Raw genomic sequence first — 18,385 nt, 5'->3', positions numbered from 1 at the left:
GCAGGGCGGCCGCTTCACGCCGACTTCGGCTCTGTCACAACAACCAACAATTCGGAGTAGCGGTAATGGCTCATCTTCAGCGCACCTTGTCGCTGGGGTCGGTGGTGCTTTTCGGCATCGCCTACATGACCCCGATCATCGTTCTTGGCACCTTCGGCATCCTCGCCGACACCACTGGCGGTGTGGTCCCGGCCGCCTACGTGGCGGCTTCCGTGGCCATGCTCTTCACTGCGTTCAGCTATGCCCGGATGGCCGCTGCCTTCCCGGTGGCCGGCTCGGCCTACAGTTATGTCCGCAAGGCCATCAACCCCAAACTGGGGTTCCTTGCCGGCTGGGCGGTATTGCTGGATTACCTCTTCTTGCCGATGGCCATCTGGTTGATCGGTGCGGCGTACCTGCACTCGGCGTTTCCCAATGTGCCCCAGCCCGTCTGGGTGCTGGCGTTCATCGGGGTGACCACTGCGATCAATGTGGTGGGATTGCGCCTGGCGAAGAACGTCAACGGCGCACTGATGCTGGTGCAGTTCCTGGTATTGGTCGCCTTCGTCGCGCTCTGCGTGCACTACGTGCTGGGTGATGCGAGCAAGCCGCTGTGGTCGCTGGCCCCCTTCATCAAGGAGGGGATGCAGCTGCCGCTGATCATGAGCGGCGCGGCCATCGCCTGCTATTCCTTCCTCGGCTTCGATGCCGTGAGCACCCTGACCGAGGAAACCCGTGACCCGCGTCGCACCATCCCCAAGGCAATCCTGCTGATTACCCTGATCGGCGGGCTGATCTTTATCACCACCTCGTACTTCGTGCAGCTGGCGCACCCGTCGACCGAGTTCCAGAGCGCCGATTCGGCGGCCTACGAAATTGCCCGCAACATCGGCGGCGATGTGTTCGTCTCGATCTTCCTCATTGGCCTGATCGTCGGGCAGTTCACCTCGGGCCTGTCGGCCCAGGCCAGCGCCTCGCGCCTGCTGTTCGCCATGGGGCGCGACGGCGTGCTGCCGCCATCCCTGTTCGGTCGCCTGAGCGAGCGCTTCGGCACGCCGGTTGGGAGCATCGTGCTGTGTGGCGTGGTAGCCCTGCTGGCGCTGCAGATGGACGTGACCACGTCCACGTCCTTCATCAACTTCGGCGCCTTCCTGGCATTCACCCTGGTGAACCTATCGGTGATATTCCACTACTGGCTCAACGGTGATCGCCGCGGCCCGCGCGAGCTGGTGCAGTTCCTGCTGTTCCCGCTGACAGGTATGGTGGCGACCCTCTGGCTGATGGTCAGCCTGGACCACCTGGCAATCATCCTCGGCCTCTCCTGGCTGGCGCTGGGGGTGATCTACCTCGGCTGGTTGACCGGTGGCTTCCGACGCCAACCACCTGAACTGAGCTTTGAAGAGGCCTGATGCGTCAACGGGCGGACGTCGGACGTCCGCCCGCTCCACTTGCCGGGCTGCAGTGCCGGGGATATTTTCGTTAAAATATTCACGATACTTCCCGGACCACAGCCGCCATGCCCGAAACCCGCCCCTCCCTGACCCTCACCCTGTTGCAGGCGCGCGAAGCGACCATGAGTTTCTTCCGTCCCCTGCTCAACCAGCACGACCTGACCGAACAGCAATGGCGGGTGATCCGCCTGCTGCGCCAGCACGGTGAACTGGAGAGTTACCAGCTTGCCGACCTTGCCTGCATCCTCAAGCCGAGCATGACCGGCGTGCTGGCGCGTCTGGAGCGTGATGGCATGGTGGTGCGCCGCAAGGCCCCGCAAGACCAGCGCCGTGTGTTGGTGAACCTCACCGAAAAGGGCCAGCAGTGCTTTGTCTCCATGAGCTCGGGGATGGAAGCCAATTACCAGAAGATCCAGGATCAGTTCGGCGAGGCGAAGCTCAAGCAGCTCTTCGAATTGCTCAACGAGTTGAAGCAGATCAAGCCCTGATCGCACCAACGGCATCCTAGGGGATATGCCGGGTGTGCAATGCACCCGGCGCGCCATGAAAAGTGCAATCGAGAGACCGTAACGTCCATTTTTGGGGCCTACGCCCCGTCCCATAATCGCCCTGCATTCACTTCGGTTACTCGTTTCAGGCTCCGGCGTCCCGTGCCGTTACGCATCGAGATGAGCCATCCGCCTGGCCTTTTCCAAGTACTTACAATAAGCAGGGCCTCGACATGAAAAAGCCAAATCCACTGCTCGATGACCTCAGGGCGATCCTGCCGGCCATCGCAGCCAACGCCGCCAGGGCCGAGCAGCTTCGCAAGGTCCCGGACGAGAACATCGCCATCCTCAAGGGCATTGGCCTGCACCGCGCGCTGCAACCGAAGAAGTACGGCGGCATGGAAATCTCCCTGCCGGAGTTCGCCGATTGCGTGGTTGCCCTGGCCGGTGCCTGCGCCAGCACTGCCTGGGCCTTCAGTTTGCTGTGTACCCACAGCCATCAGTTGGCGATGTTCTCCGCACGCCTGCAGGAGGAAGTCTGGGGCGAGGATTCCGACGCCACTGCCAGCAGCTCCATCGCACCATTCGGCAAGGTGGAAGAGGTCGAGGGCGGGGTTCTGTTCAGCGGCGAAATGGGCTGGAGCAGTGGTAGCGACCATGCCGAGTGGGCCATCGTCGGCTGCCGCCGCAAGAGCACCGAAGGCGAACTGGTCTACTGCTTCGCCGTACTGCCGCGCAGCGACTACGAGATCCGCGACGACTGGTACGCCGCCGGCATGAAGGGCAGCGGAACCAAGACGCTGATCATCAGGGACGCCTTCGTGCCGAACTACCGCATCCAGGCGGCCAAGGACATGATGGAGGGCCGTTCCGACGGCTTCGGCCTGTACCCGGACAGCAAGATCTTCTACGCACCCTACCGTCCGTACTTTGCCAGCGGCTTTGCTGCCATCAGCCTGGGCATCGCCGAGCGCATGCTGGAGGCTTACAAGGAGAAAACGAAGAACCGCGTGCGCGCCTATACCGGCGTGAGTGTGGGAACCGCCACGCCGGCGCTGATGCGCCTGGCCGAATCCACCCACCAGGTCGCCGCCGCCCGCGCCTTGCTGGAAAAGACCTGGCAGGAGCACGCCGAACACGGTGAGCGCCACCAGTACCCGAGCCGTGAGACCCTGGCCTTCTGGCGCACCAACCAGGCCTACGCGGTGAAGATGTGCATCCAGGCCGTGGACCGTCTGTTCGAGGCCGCCGGCGGTACCAGTTGGTTCGAGAACAACGAAATGCAGCGCCTGTTCCGCGACTCCCACATGACCGGCGCCCATGCCTACACCGACTACGATGTTTGCGCGCAAATCCTCGGCCGCGAGCTGATGGGGCTGGAGCCAGACCCCAGCATGGTCTGAGCCCGGCTCTCCATCCCCTTGCGTGCGGGGCGGCCTCGCGCCGCCTCGATCCTCTACTCACGCGCGGCCGTCCCGGAAGGCGGCCGCCAGGAGTTGCGTCATGTCCTCTCAAGAAACTCTCTTCGATTCCCGTGCCTTCCGTCGCGCCCTGGGCAACTTCGCCACCGGTGTCACGGTGGTGACCGCCACTGCACCTGATGGCACTCGCGTGGGTGTCACCGCCAACAGCTTCAACTCGGTGTCGCTGGAGCCGCCGCTGATCCTCTGGAGCATCGACAAGCGCTCCAGCAGCCTGGCCGTGTTCGAGCGGGCCAGCCATTTCGCGGTGAACATCCTCGCTGCCGACCAGATCGACTTGTCCAACCAGTTCGCTCGCCCGCGTGATGACAAGTTCGAGGGCGTGGCGGTGGAATCCGGCGTTGGTGGCGCGCCGCTGCTGCCCGACTGCGCCGCGCGTTTCGAATGCGAGATGCACCAGTGGGTGGAAGGCGGCGACCACTGGATTCTCATCGGCAAGGTGGTCCGTTTCGATGATTTCGGTCGCTCGCCGCTGCTGTATCACCAGGGCGCCTATTCGATGGTCCTGCCGCATACCCGCATGACTCGAAAGTCCGAGGGCCAGCCCGCTTCCAGCGCTTTTCAGGGGCGCCTGGCGCACAACCTCTACTACCTGATGACCCAGGCGGTACGTGGCTACCAGGCCGATTACCAGCCGAAACAGCTGTCCACCGGCCTGCGCACCAGCGAGGCGCGGATGCTGATGGTGCTGGAGAATGACGCCGGCATGGGGCTCTCTGACCTGCAGCGTGAAGTGGCAATGCCCATGCGCGAGATCGAGGAAGCCGTGGCCATTCTCAAACGCAAGGGTATGGTGGTCGATTCCGATGAGCGCTACGTCCTGACACCGCTCGGTGTGCAGCAGGCGGAGGAACTCTGGCGTATCGCCCGTGAGCAACAGGAAAAGGTCTTCGCGCAGTTCAGCGAAGAGCAGCAGTCGACTTTCAAGGCCATGCTCAAGGCGGTGATTGCGCTGGGTTGATCGAGCACCCGTGCAGTGAAAATGGCGCCCAAGTGGCGCCATTTTCGTTTGCGCGTGAAACCAGCTCCTGATGACGTGGTCATCAGTCGTCGGCTTTCGAGTCGGCGAACCAGCAGGTTGAGGCAGGTGCCGTAGGGTGCGCCATGTGTCCCGGCTGAACACACAGCGCACCCTACGATGGGGACTGCACTCCACGCCTATCGGAGCCAACAAACAGGCACAAGAAAGCCGGCTCCTTGAGCCGGCTTTCTGTCATGACCGGGGCAATCAATACACGCCGCCTCCGCTCACCGGCGCCGCAGTGCCCTTGAAAGTCGCGGCCAGGCTCTGCAGGCCACGCATCAGCACCGTGGTATCCACGCCAACAGCGGCGAAGGCGGCGCCCAGTTCGATGTAGCGGCGCGCCAGGGCCTGGTCGGCAGAGAGGATGCCGGCAGCCTTGCCGGCGTTGCGGATGCGCACGATGGCGTCCTCGATGGCGGCCTGGACCTCCGGGTGACCGGGGTTACCGCGATGCCCCATGGCGGCGGAGAGGTCGGCCGGGCCAATGAACACACCGTCCACGCCTTCCACCGCAGCGATGACATCCAGGTTGGCCAGACCGTCGAGGTTCTCGATCTGCACCAGCAGGCACATCTGCTCGTCGGCGTGATTCAGATAGCCGGGAATGCTGTTCCAGCGGGAGGCTCGGGCCAGGGCGCTGCCCACGCCCCGAACGCCAAACGGCGGGTAGCGCATGGCTCGGACCAGCTCGGCGGCCTGCTCGGCGGATTCCACCATGGGCACCAGCAGGGTCTGGGCGCCTATGTCCAGTAGCTGCTTGATCAGCACCGTGTCGCCGATGGGCGGACGGATGATCGGCTGGGACGGGTAGGGCGCAATGGCCTGGAGCTGGGCGAGCAGACTGCGCAGGTCGTTGGGGGCGTGTTCACCGTCCAGCAGCAGCCAGTCGAAGCCAGCGTTGGCCGCCAGTTCCGCGCAGTAGGCATCGGCCAGGCCCAGCCAGAGGCCGATCTGCGGCTGGCCGGATTGCAGGCGCTGTTTGAAGGTATTGATCGGCAGGTCCATGGAGGACTCCTTGGCAGGCATTAAATGTAGGAGCCAGCTCTGCTGGCGAATGCTCTTTGCCCGGGCACTTCGCGAGCAGAGCTCGCTCCTACGGTTCAACGGTGGGTGGTGGTCAGACGAAACGGCAGGCGATAGAGCCCAGCTGGTCGTAGTCGACGTGGAAGGTGTCGCCGGGATTGGCCGCCACCGGACGGGTGAAGGAGCCGCCGAGGATGATCTGCCCGGCTTCCAGGGTGACGTCGTAGGGCGCCAGCTTATTGGCCAGCCAGGCCACGCCCTTGGCCGGGTGGTTGAGCACGGCGGCGGAAACGCCGGATTCCTCGATCACGCCATTGCGGTAGAGGATTGCCGGCACGCGGCGCAGGTCGATCTCGGTCGGGCGCACGGCGCGCCCACCCATCACCACGCCGGCGTTGGCGGCGTTATCGGAGATGGTGTCGAACACCTTGCGGGTGACCTTGGTGTCGGGGTCCACCTGCTGGATGCGCGCGTCGATAATCTCCAGCGCTGGAATCACCCACTCGGTGGCCTCCAGCACGTCGAAGACGGTGCAGTTCGGGCCACGCAGGGGCTTTCCGAGGATGAAGGCCAGCTCCACCTCCACACGCGGGACGATGAAGCGCTCGAAGGGAATGTCGCTGCCTTCCTCGAACAGCATGTCGTCCAGCAGTGCGCCGTAATCCGGCTCGGTGATGTTGGACGACACCTGCATGGCGCGGGAGGTGAGGCCAATCTTGTGACCCACCAGCTTGCGGCCGTCCTTGATTTTCTGCGCCACCCAGGCGCGCTGGATGGTGTAGGCGTCGTCAATGCTGATGGACGGGTAGTCGAGGGAGAACTGACGCACCTGCTCGCGGGAGCGCTCGGCGGCGTCGAGGCGAGCGGCGGCCTGTTGGATCAGAGTAGGGTCGAGCATGACGGGTCTCTCTAGCGGGGATTGACGAGATCGGCGGGAGTGCGAAGCACCAGCGCGGCGCCGAAGGCGATAAGTACGGCCAGGACGAACAGCGCGAGACTGGCGCTCTGGGTGGTGTCGCGCGTCCAGCCGATCAGGTAGGGCGCGAGGAAAGAGGCAATGCTGCCGAAGGAACTGATCAAGCCGATTCCGGCAGCCTGGGTGCGGATGGAGAGAAAGGCCGGCGGCAACTGCCAGAACATCGGCAGGGCAGCACTGGCGCCCATGCCGGCGATAATCAGCCCGGCCAGCACCGGGACGGTGCTGGTAGGTAGCAGCCCGCTGAGGGCAATGCCTGCGGCGCACATCAGTAGAGGCACGCACAGGTGCCAGCGGCGCTCGCGGTGGCGGTCCGAGGAACGGCCGCAGGCCAGCATGAAGCAAACACCCGCCAGATAGGGTATGGCGCTGAGCAAGCCAACCTGGCTGTCGCGGGCGACGCCGGCACCGTGGATCAGGGTGGGCATCCAGAAGGCCAGGGTATTAACGGCCAGCATCACTGCGAAGTAGATGGCCACCAGGAGCCACACCCAACGATCGCGCAAGATGCCAGCGAAGGAGGTGATGGGCTTGCGCTGCTCCTCGATCGTCATGTCCTCCCGCAAGCAGCGCTTCTGTTCCTCGCTCAACCACGCAACCGCATCAAAGCGCTCCGGCAGGTTGAACCACACAACCAGGCCAAGGAGGATCACCGGGGCACCTTCGAGCAGGAACATCCACTGCCAGCCGCGCAGGCCAAGATGGTCGTGGAAGCCTTCGAGTATGGCGCCAGACAGCGGCCCCCCTATTACCCCGGCCATTGGCACGGCGATGGCGAACAGGGCGGTAACCTGGGCGCGCCGGCGGGCTGGGTACCAGCGGTTGAGGTAAACCAGGATGCCGGGGAAGAAACCGGCCTCGGCCACGCCAAGAAGGAAACGCAGCGCGTAGAAACCGGTGGCGTCCTGGATCAGGAACATGCCGGTGGACAACAGGCCCCAGACCACCATCAGGACGGCAATCCAGCGACGCGGGCCGACCCGTTCCAGAGCGAGGTTGCTGGGCACGCCAAACAGGGCGTAGGCGACGAAGAACAGGCCGGCGCCGAGGCCGTAGACGGTGTCGCTGAACTGCAGGTCAGCGCTCAGCTGCATCTTGGCGAAGCCGATGTTGATCCGGTCAAGGTGGGCGAACAGGTAACACACCAGCAGCAGGGGCATCAGCCGCCAGGTGACGGCGCGATGGGTCGCATCACGGGCTGCGTTTTCGGCGTCGGCAGGACAAGCAGTATTGACTGTGCTCATGGTCTTGTACTTTTTGTGAATGAGGCAGAGCGGCGGAAGGTGGGGCGACTTCAGCCGCCCTGGCCCTTCAGGAAGGCATGCACGTTGTTGAGCTTGTAGTTGAGCTCGGCATCCAGCTCGGTCATCTCGAAGGAGAGGGCCAGCAGACGACGCGCCTGGAGCTCGGCGAAGTGCCGGGTGATCGTCTCGAACAGCTCGTCGGCCACCTTGCGCCGGGTCTCCAGGTCACGGCCGGCACCGACCTTCAGGGTCATGTGGACGAACGCGTAGTCGTGCTTTCCGTCAGCCATGCGCCAGGTATCCAGGCGTATGGCGCGGCTGCGGATGCCTCCGAGGGGAAAGACCCCCGAGGCGCCCAGGCAGGCATGGACCTTCTCGAAGAGGCCCGGCAGGTCCGCCTCGGTTTCGATGTTGTGGGTGTACTCGGCGATGAAATGTGGCACGGCGGGGCCCTCAGAGACGGCTGTTAGAGGCGACGCCGGCCGGATTCGAGGCTTGGGCCGCGGGGATGGCGGAGCCGTCCTGCGGCGTAACCGGGAAGATCGCGTTGATCTGGCCGGTGCCGGAGGAGCCGAAGTAGGGGGTGACGACTTCGGCCTTGCCGTCGTACTTCGACCAGCCCAGCGCGCCTAGCAACATCGCGGTGTCGTGCATGAAGCCTTCGCCGTGGCCCTTGACCGCGTACTCCGGAAGCATGGCGCAGAAATCCTCCCACTCGCCGCCTTCCCACATCTGCACGACGCGGTGGTCGAGGTTTTCCAGGAAGGGGCTCCAGACCCTGGTGGCAAAGTCCGGGGCCTGACCGTTCTGGGCGAAGCGGTGGGACAGCGAACCGCTGGCGAGGAAGGCGACGTTGCCGTCGTAATGGTCTTCCACGGCTTTGCGCATGGCCCAGCCGAGACGGGCGCTGTCGTTCAGGTAGTGGGAGGTGCACAGCGCCGAAACCGAGACCACCTTGAAGTGGCGGTCGGTGTTCATGTAGCGCATGGGCACCAGGGTGCCGTACTCCGGCGCCAGGGTAGTGGCGTCGTGGGCCATGGTTTCCACGCCGAAGCGATTGCACTCCTCGGCCAGCAGGCGGCCCAGTTCGGGATTGCCCGGGAAGCCGTACTCCATGTTGGCGATGAAGTGCGGCAGCTCGTTGCTGGTGTAGAGGCCTTCGAAGTTCAGCGCGCAGTTGATGTGGTAGTTCGCGTTGACCAGCCAGTGGGTATCGAACACGACGATGGTATCGACGTTCAGCTCGCGGCAGCGGCGGCTGATCTCGAGGTGCCCGTCGATGGCGGCCTGGCGAAAGCCCTGGCGCGGGCCCGGCAGTTCGGACAGGTACATGGAGGGGACGTGGGTGATCTTGGCAGCCAGAGCAAGTTTGCCCATGACGGTAACTCCTCGTGTCATTCCCCTCTTGGGGAACCTTGTTATCGGGTCGGTTGCACACCGGCACGGGGAGGGGAGCAGTGCTCCCCTCTTCATGGATTAGCAGTTATCTCACAGGCCCCAACGGGGGATGTGGTGGCTGCCCATGGAAATGCATACGTTCTTGATCTCGGCGAAGACCTCGAAGCTGTACTGGCCGCCTTCGCGACCGGTGCCGGAGCCTTTCACGCCGCCGAAGGGCTGGCGGAGGTCGCGTACGTTCTGGCTGTTGATGAAGACCATGCCGGCCTCGATGCCACGGGCCAGGCGATGGGCCTTGCCGATGTCCTGGGTCCAGATATACGAGGCCAGGCCATATTCGGTGTCGTTGGCCAGGCGCAGGGCTTCGGCTTCGTCCTTGAATTTCATCAGGCAGACCACCGGGCCGAAGATTTCTTCCTGGGCGATGCGCATGCGGTTATCCACATCGGCGAACACCGTGGGCTGGATGAACTGGCCACGGGACAGGTGCGCCGGCAGGTTGGCCGGTCGCTCCAGGCCGCCCGCGAGCAGGGTGGCGCCTTCCTCGATGCCGATGCGGATGTAGCCGGTGACCTTGTCGTAGTGCTGCTGGGTGATCATCGAGCCGACCTGGGTCTTCGGGTCCTGCGGGTCGCCGACGATCAGGCGTTTGGCTCGGGCGGCGAACTCGGCGACGAATTGGTCGTAGACGGACTCCTGGATGAATATCCGGCTGCCCGCGGTGCAGCGCTCGCCGTTCAACGAGAAGATGGTGAACAGCCCGGCGTCCAGGGCGCGGTCGAGGTCGGCGTCATCGAAGATCAGCACCGGGGACTTTCCGCCCAGTTCCATGGAGTATTTCTTCAGGCCGGCGGTCTGCATGATCTTGCGCCCCGTGGCGGTGCCGCCGGTGAAGGAGATCGCGCGCACGTCCGGGTGACGAACCAGGGCGTCACCAGCGGTGGAGCCGTAGCCCTGCACCACGTTCAGCACGCCTTTCGGGATACCGGCTTCCAGCGCCAGACGGCCCAGTTCATTGGCAGTCAGAGGCGACAGCTCGCTCATCTTCAGCACTGCGGTGTTGCCCAGCGCGAGGCAAGGCGCGGTCTTCCAGGTGGCGGTCATGAAGGGCACGTTCCACGGGGAGACCAGGCCGCACACGCCTACCGGCTGGTAGAGGGTGTAGTTGAGCATCTGATCGTCCACCGGGTAGCTGTGGCCGTCCATGCGGGTGCAGACCTCGGCGAAGAACTCGAAGTTGTGTGAGGCGCGGGGGATCAACACGTTCTTCGTCTGGTGAATCGGCAGGCCGGTGTCCAGGGTCTCCAGTTCGGCCAGGTGCGGTACGTTCTGGTCGATCAGTTCACCCAGCTTGCGCATCAGCTTCGCGCGCTCTTTCGCAGGGGTGTTGGCCCACTTGGGGAACGCTTCCTTGGCGGCGGCCACGGCAGCGGCGATTTCCTCGGCACCGCCGCTGGCGACTTCGCCAATGGGGTCCATGGTGGCGGGGTTGTAGTTGACGAAAACTTCTTTGCTCTCGACTTCCTGGCCGTTGATCCAGTGCTTGATCATGCTGCTCATGCCTCTTGTTGCTTGCGGGCGAAGAAGGCCTCTTCGCTGACGATTCGGTTGACCAGGCGGCCCACGCCTTCGACTTCCACTACCACTTCATCGCCAGGCACCACGTCGGCCAGGCCCTCCGGCGTGCCGGTGGCGATCATGTCGCCCGGCTGCAGGCTCATGAAGCTGGAGAAGTATTCGATCAGGTAGGGGATGTCGAAGATCATGTCCGCGGTGGTGCCTTCCTGCTTCAGCTCACCGTTGATCCAGGTGCGCAGCTTGAGCTTCGAGGGATCGGGCACGTCGGCGGCGTCGACTATCCACGGGCCGACCGGAGTGCTGGCGTCGCGGTTCTTCACCCGCAAGTTGGGCCGGTAGTAGTTCTCCAGGTAGTCGCGGATGGCGTAGTCGTTGCACACCGTGTAGCCGGCCAGGTAGGCGAGGGCGTCCTCGCGCTTCACATTGCGCGCCGGCTTGCCGATCACCGCCACCAGTTCGCACTCGTAGTGCATGTAGGCAACGTTGTCCGGGCGCCAGGTGACTTGGTTGTGGCCGGTATAGGTGCCCGGCGACTTGATGAAAGCCAGTGGTTCGGTGGGCGCCTTGAAGGACAGCTCGGCGGCGTGGTCGGCATAGTTCAGGCCCAGGGCGAACATGCTGCCGGTGGCCGGTGGCAGCCACTCGACCTGGTTTTCACCAAGCAGACGGCCATCGGCGAGCCGGACCGCATTTTCGCCTTCCACGGTAACGGCGTGGACTTCGCCCTGGTAACGGATGCGTGCGTGTTTCATCTCGGGCTCCTTATTCCGCAACCACGGTGTTGGCGAGGCGGCCAAGGCCGCTGATTTCCACTTCCACGAGGTCACCGGGATGCACGTCGACGCGACCTTCCGGGGTGCCGGTGATCAGCACGTCGCCCTCGTGCAGGGTCATGAACTCGCTGATTTCCTCGATCAGTCGCGGGATGCCGCGCACCAGGTTTGCGGTGCTGTTCTCCTGACGCAGTTCGCCGTTGACGAACAGCTTCAGGGTCAGCGCGTGCGGGTCCTGCACATCGGCAGCGGGAACGAGTTCCGGGCCGAAGGGGCAGAAGCCGTCGCGGCATTTGGCTTTCACCGCCGGGCGGTAGTAGCTCTCTTCCGGCAGGCTGAACTCGTTGACGATCACGTAGCCGGCCACATGGGCCATGGCGTTGGCCTCGGATACGCGGCTGGCGCTCTTGCCGATCACCACGCCCAGGGCTGGGCCCGGCTGCAGGCGTTCCACGCCTTTCGGGTAGACCACCTGCTGGCCGTGGCCATTGCGGGTATTGGGCGTCTTGATGAACAGAACTGGTTTGACCGGCGGCTTCTGGTAGGGCGGCTGCTGGAATTCGTCCAGACGGCTTTCCAGCAGGCCCCGGTAATTCAGCGCAACGCCGAACAGGGTACCGGTGGCGACGTGGTCGAGTGCGGGGCGCATGGTCGTCTCCTGTGGATAAAAAACGGGTGGGGCCGTGACAGGAGCGCCACCCGTAACGAGGATTTCGTTAATGTGTTAACGTTATATTTAACATGTTAATGATCGTCAAGCCTTGCGTCTTCGCCTTTCGTCATCGAAGGTGTGCGAAGGCAGCGGAGAAAGGTCGCCATGGCAGAGCGCCAGCCCATTCCCAACATCAACATCGGCCAGGTCTACGACCAGCGTTACGCCGATGCCGAGGTGCACTACGAAGCCCTGGGCAAGCTGGCGGACTTCTTCGGTCGCAACATGCCGGTGCACCGCCACGACCGTTTCTTCCAGGTGCATTACGTGAAGAGCGGTTCGGTGCGGGTCTACCTCGATGAGCAGCAGTACCGCCAGGAAGGGCCGCTGTTCTTCCTCACGCCACCGACCATTCCCCATGCCTTCGTCACCGAGCAGGACGCCGATGGCCACGTACTCACGGTTCGTCAGCAACTGGTATGGCCGCTGCTGGAAGCTGAGCAGGGTCTGGCCGATGGCCCGCAGATTGCGCCGGTTTGCGTAGCCTTTTCGGAACTGGGGCAGGAGTATCGCGAGGAGGTGCAGCGTCTCGACCTGCTGTTCGACCAACTGCGCAGCGAGTTCACCGCCAGCCGGCCGGGGCGCGAGGCCAGCCTGTCGGCGTTGACCCGGTTGATCTTCATCAGCCTGTTGCGCCTTTCGGCCCGTTCGCTGAAGGCGCAACCGGCACGGCATGAAGACTTGCAGGTGTTCCACCGTTTCAACGGTTTGATCGAGTCGCACTACCGCGAGCACTGGTCCCTTGGGCAGTACGCGGAGCAGATGGGTGTGACCGAGGCGCGCCTGAACGACATCTGCCGACGCATCGCTGACCTGCCGTCCAAGCGCCTGATCCACGACCGGGTGATGCAGGAGGCCAAGCGCCTGTTGTTGTTCACCGGCAGCTCGGCCAATGAGATCTGCTACCTGCTGGGCTTCAGGGACCCGGCTTACTTCAGCCGCTTCTTCGCCCGTAACGCCGGCATGACTCCGGGCGAGTACCGCCAGCGCCGCGCCGCCGACAAGGAAGATGCGTGGCGTTGATTCATCTGCCACATGGAAGGACGGCGTTGGGGTTGAGCTGTAGGTTGGGTAGAGGCACGAAACCCAACGAGCGAAACCCTGCTCAACACGGCCGGTAGTTAGATGAAGCTACGACCCTATCTCTGCGTTGCAGGCCGGTAGGTTGAGTCGGCGTTGGGCGAGTCTATGCAACACATCGATCCGACAGCATGGGGATCAATGGTCCTCCGTCGGCGAGTCGGCAATCTCCCGGCCCAGCCGACGCTGGCGCGGTAGCAACCAGGCGCAATAACCGAGCAGCAGCACCCCGGCGCTGGCCATGGCCCAGGGGGCGCCAAGATGTTCGGCCAACACTCCCACCAGCAGGCCACCAATGGCGTCGAAGCCGAAGCGCGTCGAGGTATAGAGCGATACCACGCGGCCACGCAGATGCTCCGGGGCAAGGCTCTGCAGGAGGATGTTGGTGCCGACGTTGCAGTTGGTGATGGCGAAGCCGAGCAGTGCCATGGCCAGCAGCGAGATCACCAGTCGTTCGCTGAAGGCGAATGCCAGCAGGCCGGCACCGCCAGCCATGGCGCAACCCATGATGGTGTTTGCCAGCCCCGCAAGGCCGCGACGATTGGCGAGGAACAGCGTACCGAGCAACGAGCCGAGCCCGGCGGCGCCCCAGAGCCAGCCAAGGGTGCGCGCGTCGCCAGCGAAGATGTCCTTGGCGAACACCGGCAGCAGCACTGCATAACTGGAAGCGGTGAGGTTGACCACCAGTACACTGAGCATCATCAGGCGAATGGTCGGCCGTCCGGCAACATACGCAAGCCCTTCGCGGAATACGTCTCCAGTGGACCCGCTGGCACGCGGTGTCGGCGCCATGCGGATGATCAGGAGTCCAACGGCCAGGCCGATGTAGGAGAGGGCGTTGAGGGCGAAGCAGGCAGCTTCGCTGGTGAACCCCAGCAACAGTCCGGCCAGCGGCGGGCCAATGAAGCGCGAACTGTTGAAGAGCATCGCGTTCAGTGCAAGGGCGTTCGGCAGATCCTGCTTGCCGCTGACGAACTGGCTCAGCAGGGACTGCCGCAATGGTGTGTCGAAGGCATTGAGCACCCCCAGCAGCGCGGCCATGGCGACGATCAGTACGGGGCCGATGCTGCCGGTCGCAGTCAACAGCGCGAGGCTGAGGGCCTGGAGTCCAAGCAGCCCCTGGACGCCGATCAACAGGCGGCGCTTGTCATGCCGGTCGATCCAGGCGCCGGCCAGCGGGCCTACGAGCAATTGCGGCAGTAAAGACGCAAAGGTGGTGATGCCCAGCAACGCGGCCGAACCGGTCAGGCGGTAGATCAACCAGGCCAGCGCGACCTGCTGCAACCAGCTACCCAGGGTGGAGATGGCCTGGCCGGCGAAGTACAAGCGGAAGTTGCGATGGCGCAGGGCGCGGATGGCGACGGGCCAGGGGCGAGGATCAGGCATTCGGATAAGTGCGGAAAGCGGCGATGGGGAAAGGTTAATATATTAACTTAATCCGGGTTTGCCCGGGCCTGCTCGTGGCGACTGAGGTGCGGAATCTGACCTTGAACGGTCTGTTCTATATCGATAAGTCATTGATATTTATTAGGTTAATTGACCATTAACGGCGTCGATGTTCTCTATCGGGAGTGATCACTTTTTAATCGAATCCCCATCCGTAATATGGGCTCCGTACTCAGTTTCCAGCCCCCATCGAGGAGCCCACGATCATGAAAACCCAAGCCTTCGCCGCCCTGTTCATCGCCAGCCTGAGCACCAGCGTCTTCGCCTTGCCGTCCGACTTCCAGCCGGTGTTGGGCGAGTCGAAGGAAGGCGCCTACATCCAGGTTGTCGATCCGGTTGCAGTCGAAGGCAGCTTCATGGTCCTGGATCGCGTGGCCGAAGGTGGTTCTGATCGCACTGGTGCCAACCGTATCGCCGAAGGTGGTTCCGACCGTACCGGTGCCAACCGCATCGCCGAAAGTGGCTCGGATCGCACCCATGGCTTCCGCGTAGCTGAAGGCGGCTCCGATCGCTCCAAGGCACTGCGCGTCGCCGAAGGTGGCGCCGACCGTCTGCCGCAAGCCCAGCGCATCAGCTGATCGCAATTCGCTGCAAGTCCTCAAAGCCCGGCAGATGCCGGGCTTTTTGTTTGTGGGTGCAAATTCATTCGCACATGGCCGCACAGCGGCCCGTAGGTTGGTCCGGGATACGCTGGTCGAGCGGGGCGAGGCCCGACGAAGCAACGCTCCACCCCGCACCGTTGGGCTTCGTTCCTGTGCCCAACCTACAAGGGCGGCTTCATCCGCGTCATGATCAGAACAGGCTCAACCGATCCTGTCCGTAGTTCGCTATATGTACCGTCGCCAGTAGGTTGTTGGCCGGTGCCGCCGCTGGTAATCAGCACGGCGAGGCCTTTCACAGCGGGTACTCCGTACGACTGAGCGCGCTGCAATGGGAACTGATCGGGACGTGCGACAGCTGGCCAGAATCGCCGCTGGCGTAGCCGAGGATCTTGCCGTCGCTGCGATGGTTCTCCAGTTCGATCAGGACCAGGCCAAGCGTCGGGACGATCTTTTCTCCATCGCATGTTTCCAGTGGGTTGGGGTGTGTCGATGGTGGGTGGGATAGGGGCGGTTCGGTATCAGCCGGATGTGGGAGCCGGCTGGACTACGCTGGTCTGAACGTCCCCATGCAAACGAGGTGTACGCCATGCACTTAGCAAGACCCCGGCTGCTCGACAAGGTTGCTGTCATCAGCGGTGGTGCGGGTGGCTGTGGTGAAGCCGCCAGTCGTCTGTTCGCTGCCGAAGGTGCCAGGGTGGTGATCATCGACCGCAACGGTGATGCCGCCGAGGACCTGGCCCGGCAGATCAAGGCGGCCGGTGGTGAGGCGATTGGCATCGGCGCCGACGTTTCGAAGGCCGACCAGGTGAACGCGGCCGTGGCGAAAGCGGAGGCGACCTTCGGTGGCGCGGATGTGCTGTTCAATCACGCCGGAACCCTGATCGTGAAGCCGTTTCTCGACGTTGAGGAAGATGAGTGGGACTGGCTGATGGCGGTCAACGTCAAGAGCATGTACCTGATGACTCGTGCCGTGCTGCCGCAGATGCTCGCCAAAGGCAAAGGCAGCATCGTCTGCACCTCGTCCATTTCCGCCGAATACGCGACGCCTGGCGAAGTGGTCTACAACGCCACCAAGGGCGCCTGCCAGATGTTCGCCAGGGCCATCGCAGTGGAGTTTCGTGACCGGGGAATCCGCTGCAATGCGGTGGCGCCGGGCTTCATCCGCACGGCTCATGGCGTTCGCGAGATGAAGGAGTTGCAGGCTATGGGCGTGGACGCCAGCGAGGCGGCCATCGCGTTGCAGCAGGGGCGTTTGTGCGAGCCGGAGGAAGTGGCCCGTGCCGCGTTGTTCCTGGCATCGGACGAGGCATCCTTCGTCAGTGGGGCGCATCTCTTTGTGGATAACTGCTTCTCCTCTGTCTGAGGACTGGCGCAAGCAACTGGAAATCATGGGCCTGAAACTGGTCGTCGACCCGGTAGAAGGCGAGGAAGGTGGCCGGGACGGCCTTGCTGAAAGCCGTCAGGCACTGCTGGTCGAAGTTGTCGCTCATGGTTGGCTCCCGACGGGGGACGGAGCGCGGAATTCCGCGCTCCGGGTCGAGCTTACCGATGCGCTTCCTGGAAGCCGATCGCCAGCGCATTGACGATGGTATCGATCTGCTCCTGCTCGATGACCAGCGGCGGCGACAGGATGATCTTGGTGCCTACCGGGCGCACCATCACGCCGTTGGCGCGGGCGATTTCGGCGACGCGGTTGGCGTAACCGCCCATTGGGTCGATGGGCTCGCGGGTGGTTTTGTCGCTCACCAGGTCCAGCGCCACCATCAGGCCCTTGCCGCGCACTTCGCCCACGGCGGCGAAACGCTCGGGGAAGGTGGCCAGGCTTTTCAGCAGGTAGTCGCCCTGTTTCGTTGCGTTGGCCGGCAGGTTTTCCTTCTCGACGATGTCCAGGTTGGCCAGCCCGGCGGCGCAGGCCACCGGGTGCCCGGAGTAGGTGTAGCCGTGCATGATCGCGCCGGTGAAGTTGCCGTTGTTGGCAAAGGCCTGCTCGATGCGCTCATTGACCACGGTGGCACCCAGCGGGATGTAACCCGAGGAGATGCCCTTGGCCAGGCACATGATGTCGGGTTTGACGCCCCACAGGCGGCTGCCGAACATCGAGCCTGAACGACCGAAGCCGGTAACGATCTCGTCGGCGATCAGCAGCACGCCGTACTTGTCGCAGACCTTGCGGATCAGCGGCCAGTAGTTTTCCGGCGGCACGATCACGCCGCCAGCACCCTGGATCGGCTCGGCGATGAAGGCGGCCACGGTGTCCGGGCTCTGGAACTGGATCTCCCGCTCCAGCAGGTCGGCGCAGATCTGTGCCAGTTCTGCCGGGTCCTGGCTGTAGGGGTTGCGGTAGAGCCAGGGCGTATCGACATGGAAGCAGCCCGGCAGCAGCGGCTCGTAGTTGCGGCGGAATACGGTGTTGCCGTTGACCGAGGCGCCGCCGAAGTGGGTGCCGTGGTAGCCCTGGCGCAGCGAGATGAACTTGGTGCGGTCGGCCTGGCCCTGCAGCTTCCAGTACTGGCGGGCCAGCTTCAGCGCGGTTTCCACGGCATCCGAGCCGCCGGAGCTGAAGGCGACACGGCGCATGCCTTCGGGTTCAAGCATGCCGATCACCTTGGCGGCCAGTTCTTCGGCGCGGGGGTGGCTGATGCCGTCGAACAGTTGGAAGTATTCCAACTCGTCGAGCTGGGCGGCGATGGCCGCCTTGATCTCCTTGCGGCCGTGGCCGACGTTGACGTTCCACAGGCCGGCGACGCCGTCCACCAGACGGTTGCCCTTGTCATCGAAGACGAAGCAGCCCTCGCCACGGAGGATGCGGATGGGCTCGCGCTGCTTCATTTCGTTGGGGTGCAGCATGGGGTGCCAGAAGGCATTGTCGCGGGTGGTCATGTGAATTCTCCTCCAGGCCTTGTACGAAAAGTGCCTATGCATCGGTGATGCTTCGTTAAAAGTCGGCTCGCCTGACCGTCGCTCGACGACTTTTCGAACATCGCCAAGGGCAGCGGTGCAAGCTGCGTGGCTACATTTGTGCCTCAAGCCGCCGCTGATTACTTGCACCTGCCTGCCAGCGGGTTTGCCTTTTCCTGCCAGTGTGCCTGGCAGCCATTGGCAAGTCCGGCGGCAGCCAGGATCAAGATCG

Annotated in this window: 18 protein-coding genes and 1 pseudogene; 7 read left to right on the top strand and 12 right to left on the bottom strand. The window is 63.6% G+C overall.

Annotation, left to right across the window (positions count from 1 at the left end; genetic code table 11):
* Nucleotides 1–65: 65 nt before the first annotated feature.
* The 4 genes from D6Z43_RS12035 to D6Z43_RS12020 all read left to right on the top strand — a co-directional run bounded on the left by D6Z43_RS12035 (nucleotide 66) and on the right by D6Z43_RS12020 (nucleotide 4,360).
* A complete protein-coding gene (locus D6Z43_RS12035; protein WP_120652378.1) occupies nucleotides 66–1,388 on the top strand; it encodes an APC family permease in 1,323 nt (440 codons plus the stop codon).
* A gap of 107 nt (nucleotides 1,389–1,495) precedes the next feature.
* Nucleotides 1,496–1,918 (top strand): homoprotocatechuate degradation operon regulator HpaR, encoded by a 423-nt coding sequence (hpaR, locus tag D6Z43_RS12030; RefSeq protein WP_120652376.1) that lies wholly within the window; start codon nucleotides 1,496–1,498, stop codon nucleotides 1,916–1,918.
* 233 nt (nucleotides 1,919–2,151) lie between these two features.
* Nucleotides 2,152–3,321 carry a p-hydroxyphenylacetate 3-hydroxylase oxygenase component gene (locus tag D6Z43_RS12025; protein WP_120652375.1) on the top strand — a complete coding sequence of 390 codons (1,170 nt, stop codon included), beginning with the start codon at nucleotides 2,152–2,154 and terminating at the stop codon, nucleotides 3,319–3,321.
* Between the two features lie 100 nt (nucleotides 3,322–3,421).
* Nucleotides 3,422–4,360 (top strand): p-hydroxyphenylacetate 3-hydroxylase reductase component, encoded by a 939-nt coding sequence (locus tag D6Z43_RS12020; protein WP_120652373.1) that lies wholly within the window; start codon nucleotides 3,422–3,424, stop codon nucleotides 4,358–4,360.
* 267 nt (nucleotides 4,361–4,627) lie between these two features.
* Here the strand turns inward: D6Z43_RS12020 and hpaI are convergent, their stop codons facing one another.
* From hpaI to D6Z43_RS11980, 8 genes are all read right to left on the bottom strand, one after another.
* The gene (gene hpaI / locus D6Z43_RS12015; protein WP_120652371.1) at nucleotides 4,628–5,428 is read right to left on the bottom strand and encodes a 4-hydroxy-2-oxoheptanedioate aldolase; all 801 of its coding nucleotides are present in this window, start codon (nucleotides 5,426–5,428) and stop codon (nucleotides 4,628–4,630) included.
* Nucleotides 5,429–5,540: 112 nt separating this feature from the next.
* Nucleotides 5,541–6,344, bottom strand: coding sequence for a 2-oxo-hept-4-ene-1,7-dioate hydratase (hpaH, locus tag D6Z43_RS12010; RefSeq protein ID WP_120652368.1), 804 nt, complete (start codon nucleotides 6,342–6,344; stop codon nucleotides 5,541–5,543).
* 11 nt (nucleotides 6,345–6,355) lie between these two features.
* The gene (locus D6Z43_RS12005) at nucleotides 6,356–7,666 is read right to left on the bottom strand and encodes an MFS transporter (RefSeq protein WP_120652366.1); all 1,311 of its coding nucleotides are present in this window, start codon (nucleotides 7,664–7,666) and stop codon (nucleotides 6,356–6,358) included.
* Nucleotides 7,667–7,716: 50 nt separating this feature from the next.
* Nucleotides 7,717–8,109: a 5-carboxymethyl-2-hydroxymuconate Delta-isomerase gene (locus D6Z43_RS12000; RefSeq protein ID WP_120652364.1), complete on the bottom strand. Its 393-nt coding sequence runs from the start codon at nucleotides 8,107–8,109 to the stop codon at nucleotides 7,717–7,719.
* 10 nt (nucleotides 8,110–8,119) lie between these two features.
* Nucleotides 8,120–9,043 (bottom strand): 3,4-dihydroxyphenylacetate 2,3-dioxygenase, encoded by a 924-nt coding sequence (gene hpaD, locus D6Z43_RS11995; RefSeq protein WP_120652363.1) that lies wholly within the window; start codon nucleotides 9,041–9,043, stop codon nucleotides 8,120–8,122.
* Between the two features lie 111 nt (nucleotides 9,044–9,154).
* Nucleotides 9,155–10,615 (bottom strand): 5-carboxymethyl-2-hydroxymuconate semialdehyde dehydrogenase, encoded by a 1,461-nt coding sequence (hpaE, locus tag D6Z43_RS11990; RefSeq protein ID WP_120655247.1) that lies wholly within the window; start codon nucleotides 10,613–10,615, stop codon nucleotides 9,155–9,157.
* A gap of 5 nt (nucleotides 10,616–10,620) precedes the next feature.
* Entirely contained in the window at nucleotides 10,621–11,394 is a 774-nt protein-coding gene (locus D6Z43_RS11985) for a fumarylacetoacetate hydrolase family protein (protein WP_120652361.1), read from the bottom strand.
* Between the two features lie 10 nt (nucleotides 11,395–11,404).
* Nucleotides 11,405–12,064, bottom strand: a complete 660-nt coding sequence (locus D6Z43_RS11980) for a fumarylacetoacetate hydrolase family protein (RefSeq protein ID WP_120652359.1) — start codon at nucleotides 12,062–12,064, stop codon at nucleotides 11,405–11,407.
* Between the two features lie 168 nt (nucleotides 12,065–12,232).
* Here D6Z43_RS11980 and hpaA point away from each other — a divergent pair, with 168 nt between their 5' ends.
* Nucleotides 12,233–13,150, top strand: coding sequence for a 4-hydroxyphenylacetate catabolism regulatory protein HpaA (gene hpaA / locus D6Z43_RS11975; RefSeq protein WP_120652357.1), 918 nt, complete (start codon nucleotides 12,233–12,235; stop codon nucleotides 13,148–13,150).
* 195 nt (nucleotides 13,151–13,345) lie between these two features.
* Here hpaA and D6Z43_RS11970 read toward each other — a convergent pair whose 3' ends face one another.
* The gene (locus D6Z43_RS11970; RefSeq protein ID WP_120652355.1) at nucleotides 13,346–14,593 is read right to left on the bottom strand and encodes an MFS transporter; all 1,248 of its coding nucleotides are present in this window, start codon (nucleotides 14,591–14,593) and stop codon (nucleotides 13,346–13,348) included.
* A 266-nt stretch (nucleotides 14,594–14,859) separates the two neighbouring features.
* Here D6Z43_RS11970 and D6Z43_RS11965 point away from each other — a divergent pair, with 266 nt between their 5' ends.
* A complete protein-coding gene (locus D6Z43_RS11965) occupies nucleotides 14,860–15,231 on the top strand; it encodes a phage infection protein (RefSeq protein ID WP_120652354.1) in 372 nt (123 codons plus the stop codon).
* Between the two features lie 316 nt (nucleotides 15,232–15,547).
* Here D6Z43_RS11965 and D6Z43_RS11960 read toward each other — a convergent pair.
* Nucleotides 15,548–15,709 (bottom strand): annotated as a pseudogene (locus D6Z43_RS11960) (MoaF C-terminal domain-containing protein); the annotation flags it as partial.
* A gap of 132 nt (nucleotides 15,710–15,841) precedes the next feature.
* Between D6Z43_RS11960 and D6Z43_RS11955 the strand changes: the two are divergent.
* Entirely contained in the window at nucleotides 15,842–16,618 is a 777-nt protein-coding gene (locus D6Z43_RS11955) for an SDR family NAD(P)-dependent oxidoreductase (protein ID WP_120652352.1), read from the top strand.
* Here D6Z43_RS11955 and D6Z43_RS27910 read toward each other — a convergent pair.
* The gene (locus tag D6Z43_RS27910; protein ID WP_153917707.1) at nucleotides 16,572–16,745 is read right to left on the bottom strand and encodes a hypothetical protein; all 174 of its coding nucleotides are present in this window, start codon (nucleotides 16,743–16,745) and stop codon (nucleotides 16,572–16,574) included. The two genes, D6Z43_RS11955 and D6Z43_RS27910, sit on opposite strands and share 47 nt — an antisense overlap.
* A 52-nt stretch (nucleotides 16,746–16,797) precedes the next feature.
* Entirely contained in the window at nucleotides 16,798–18,135 is a 1,338-nt protein-coding gene (locus D6Z43_RS11950; protein ID WP_120652350.1) for an aspartate aminotransferase family protein, read from the bottom strand.
* Between the last annotated feature and the right edge of the window lie 250 nt (nucleotides 18,136–18,385).

Origin of the sequence: Pseudomonas sp. DY-1 (assembly GCF_003626975.1) — a bacterium.
In the GTDB taxonomy this organism is placed as follows: domain Bacteria; phylum Pseudomonadota; class Gammaproteobacteria; order Pseudomonadales; family Pseudomonadaceae; genus Metapseudomonas.
The sequence above is the reverse complement of the archived record's forward strand: the minus strand, read 5'-3'. Positions and strand labels throughout refer to the sequence as shown.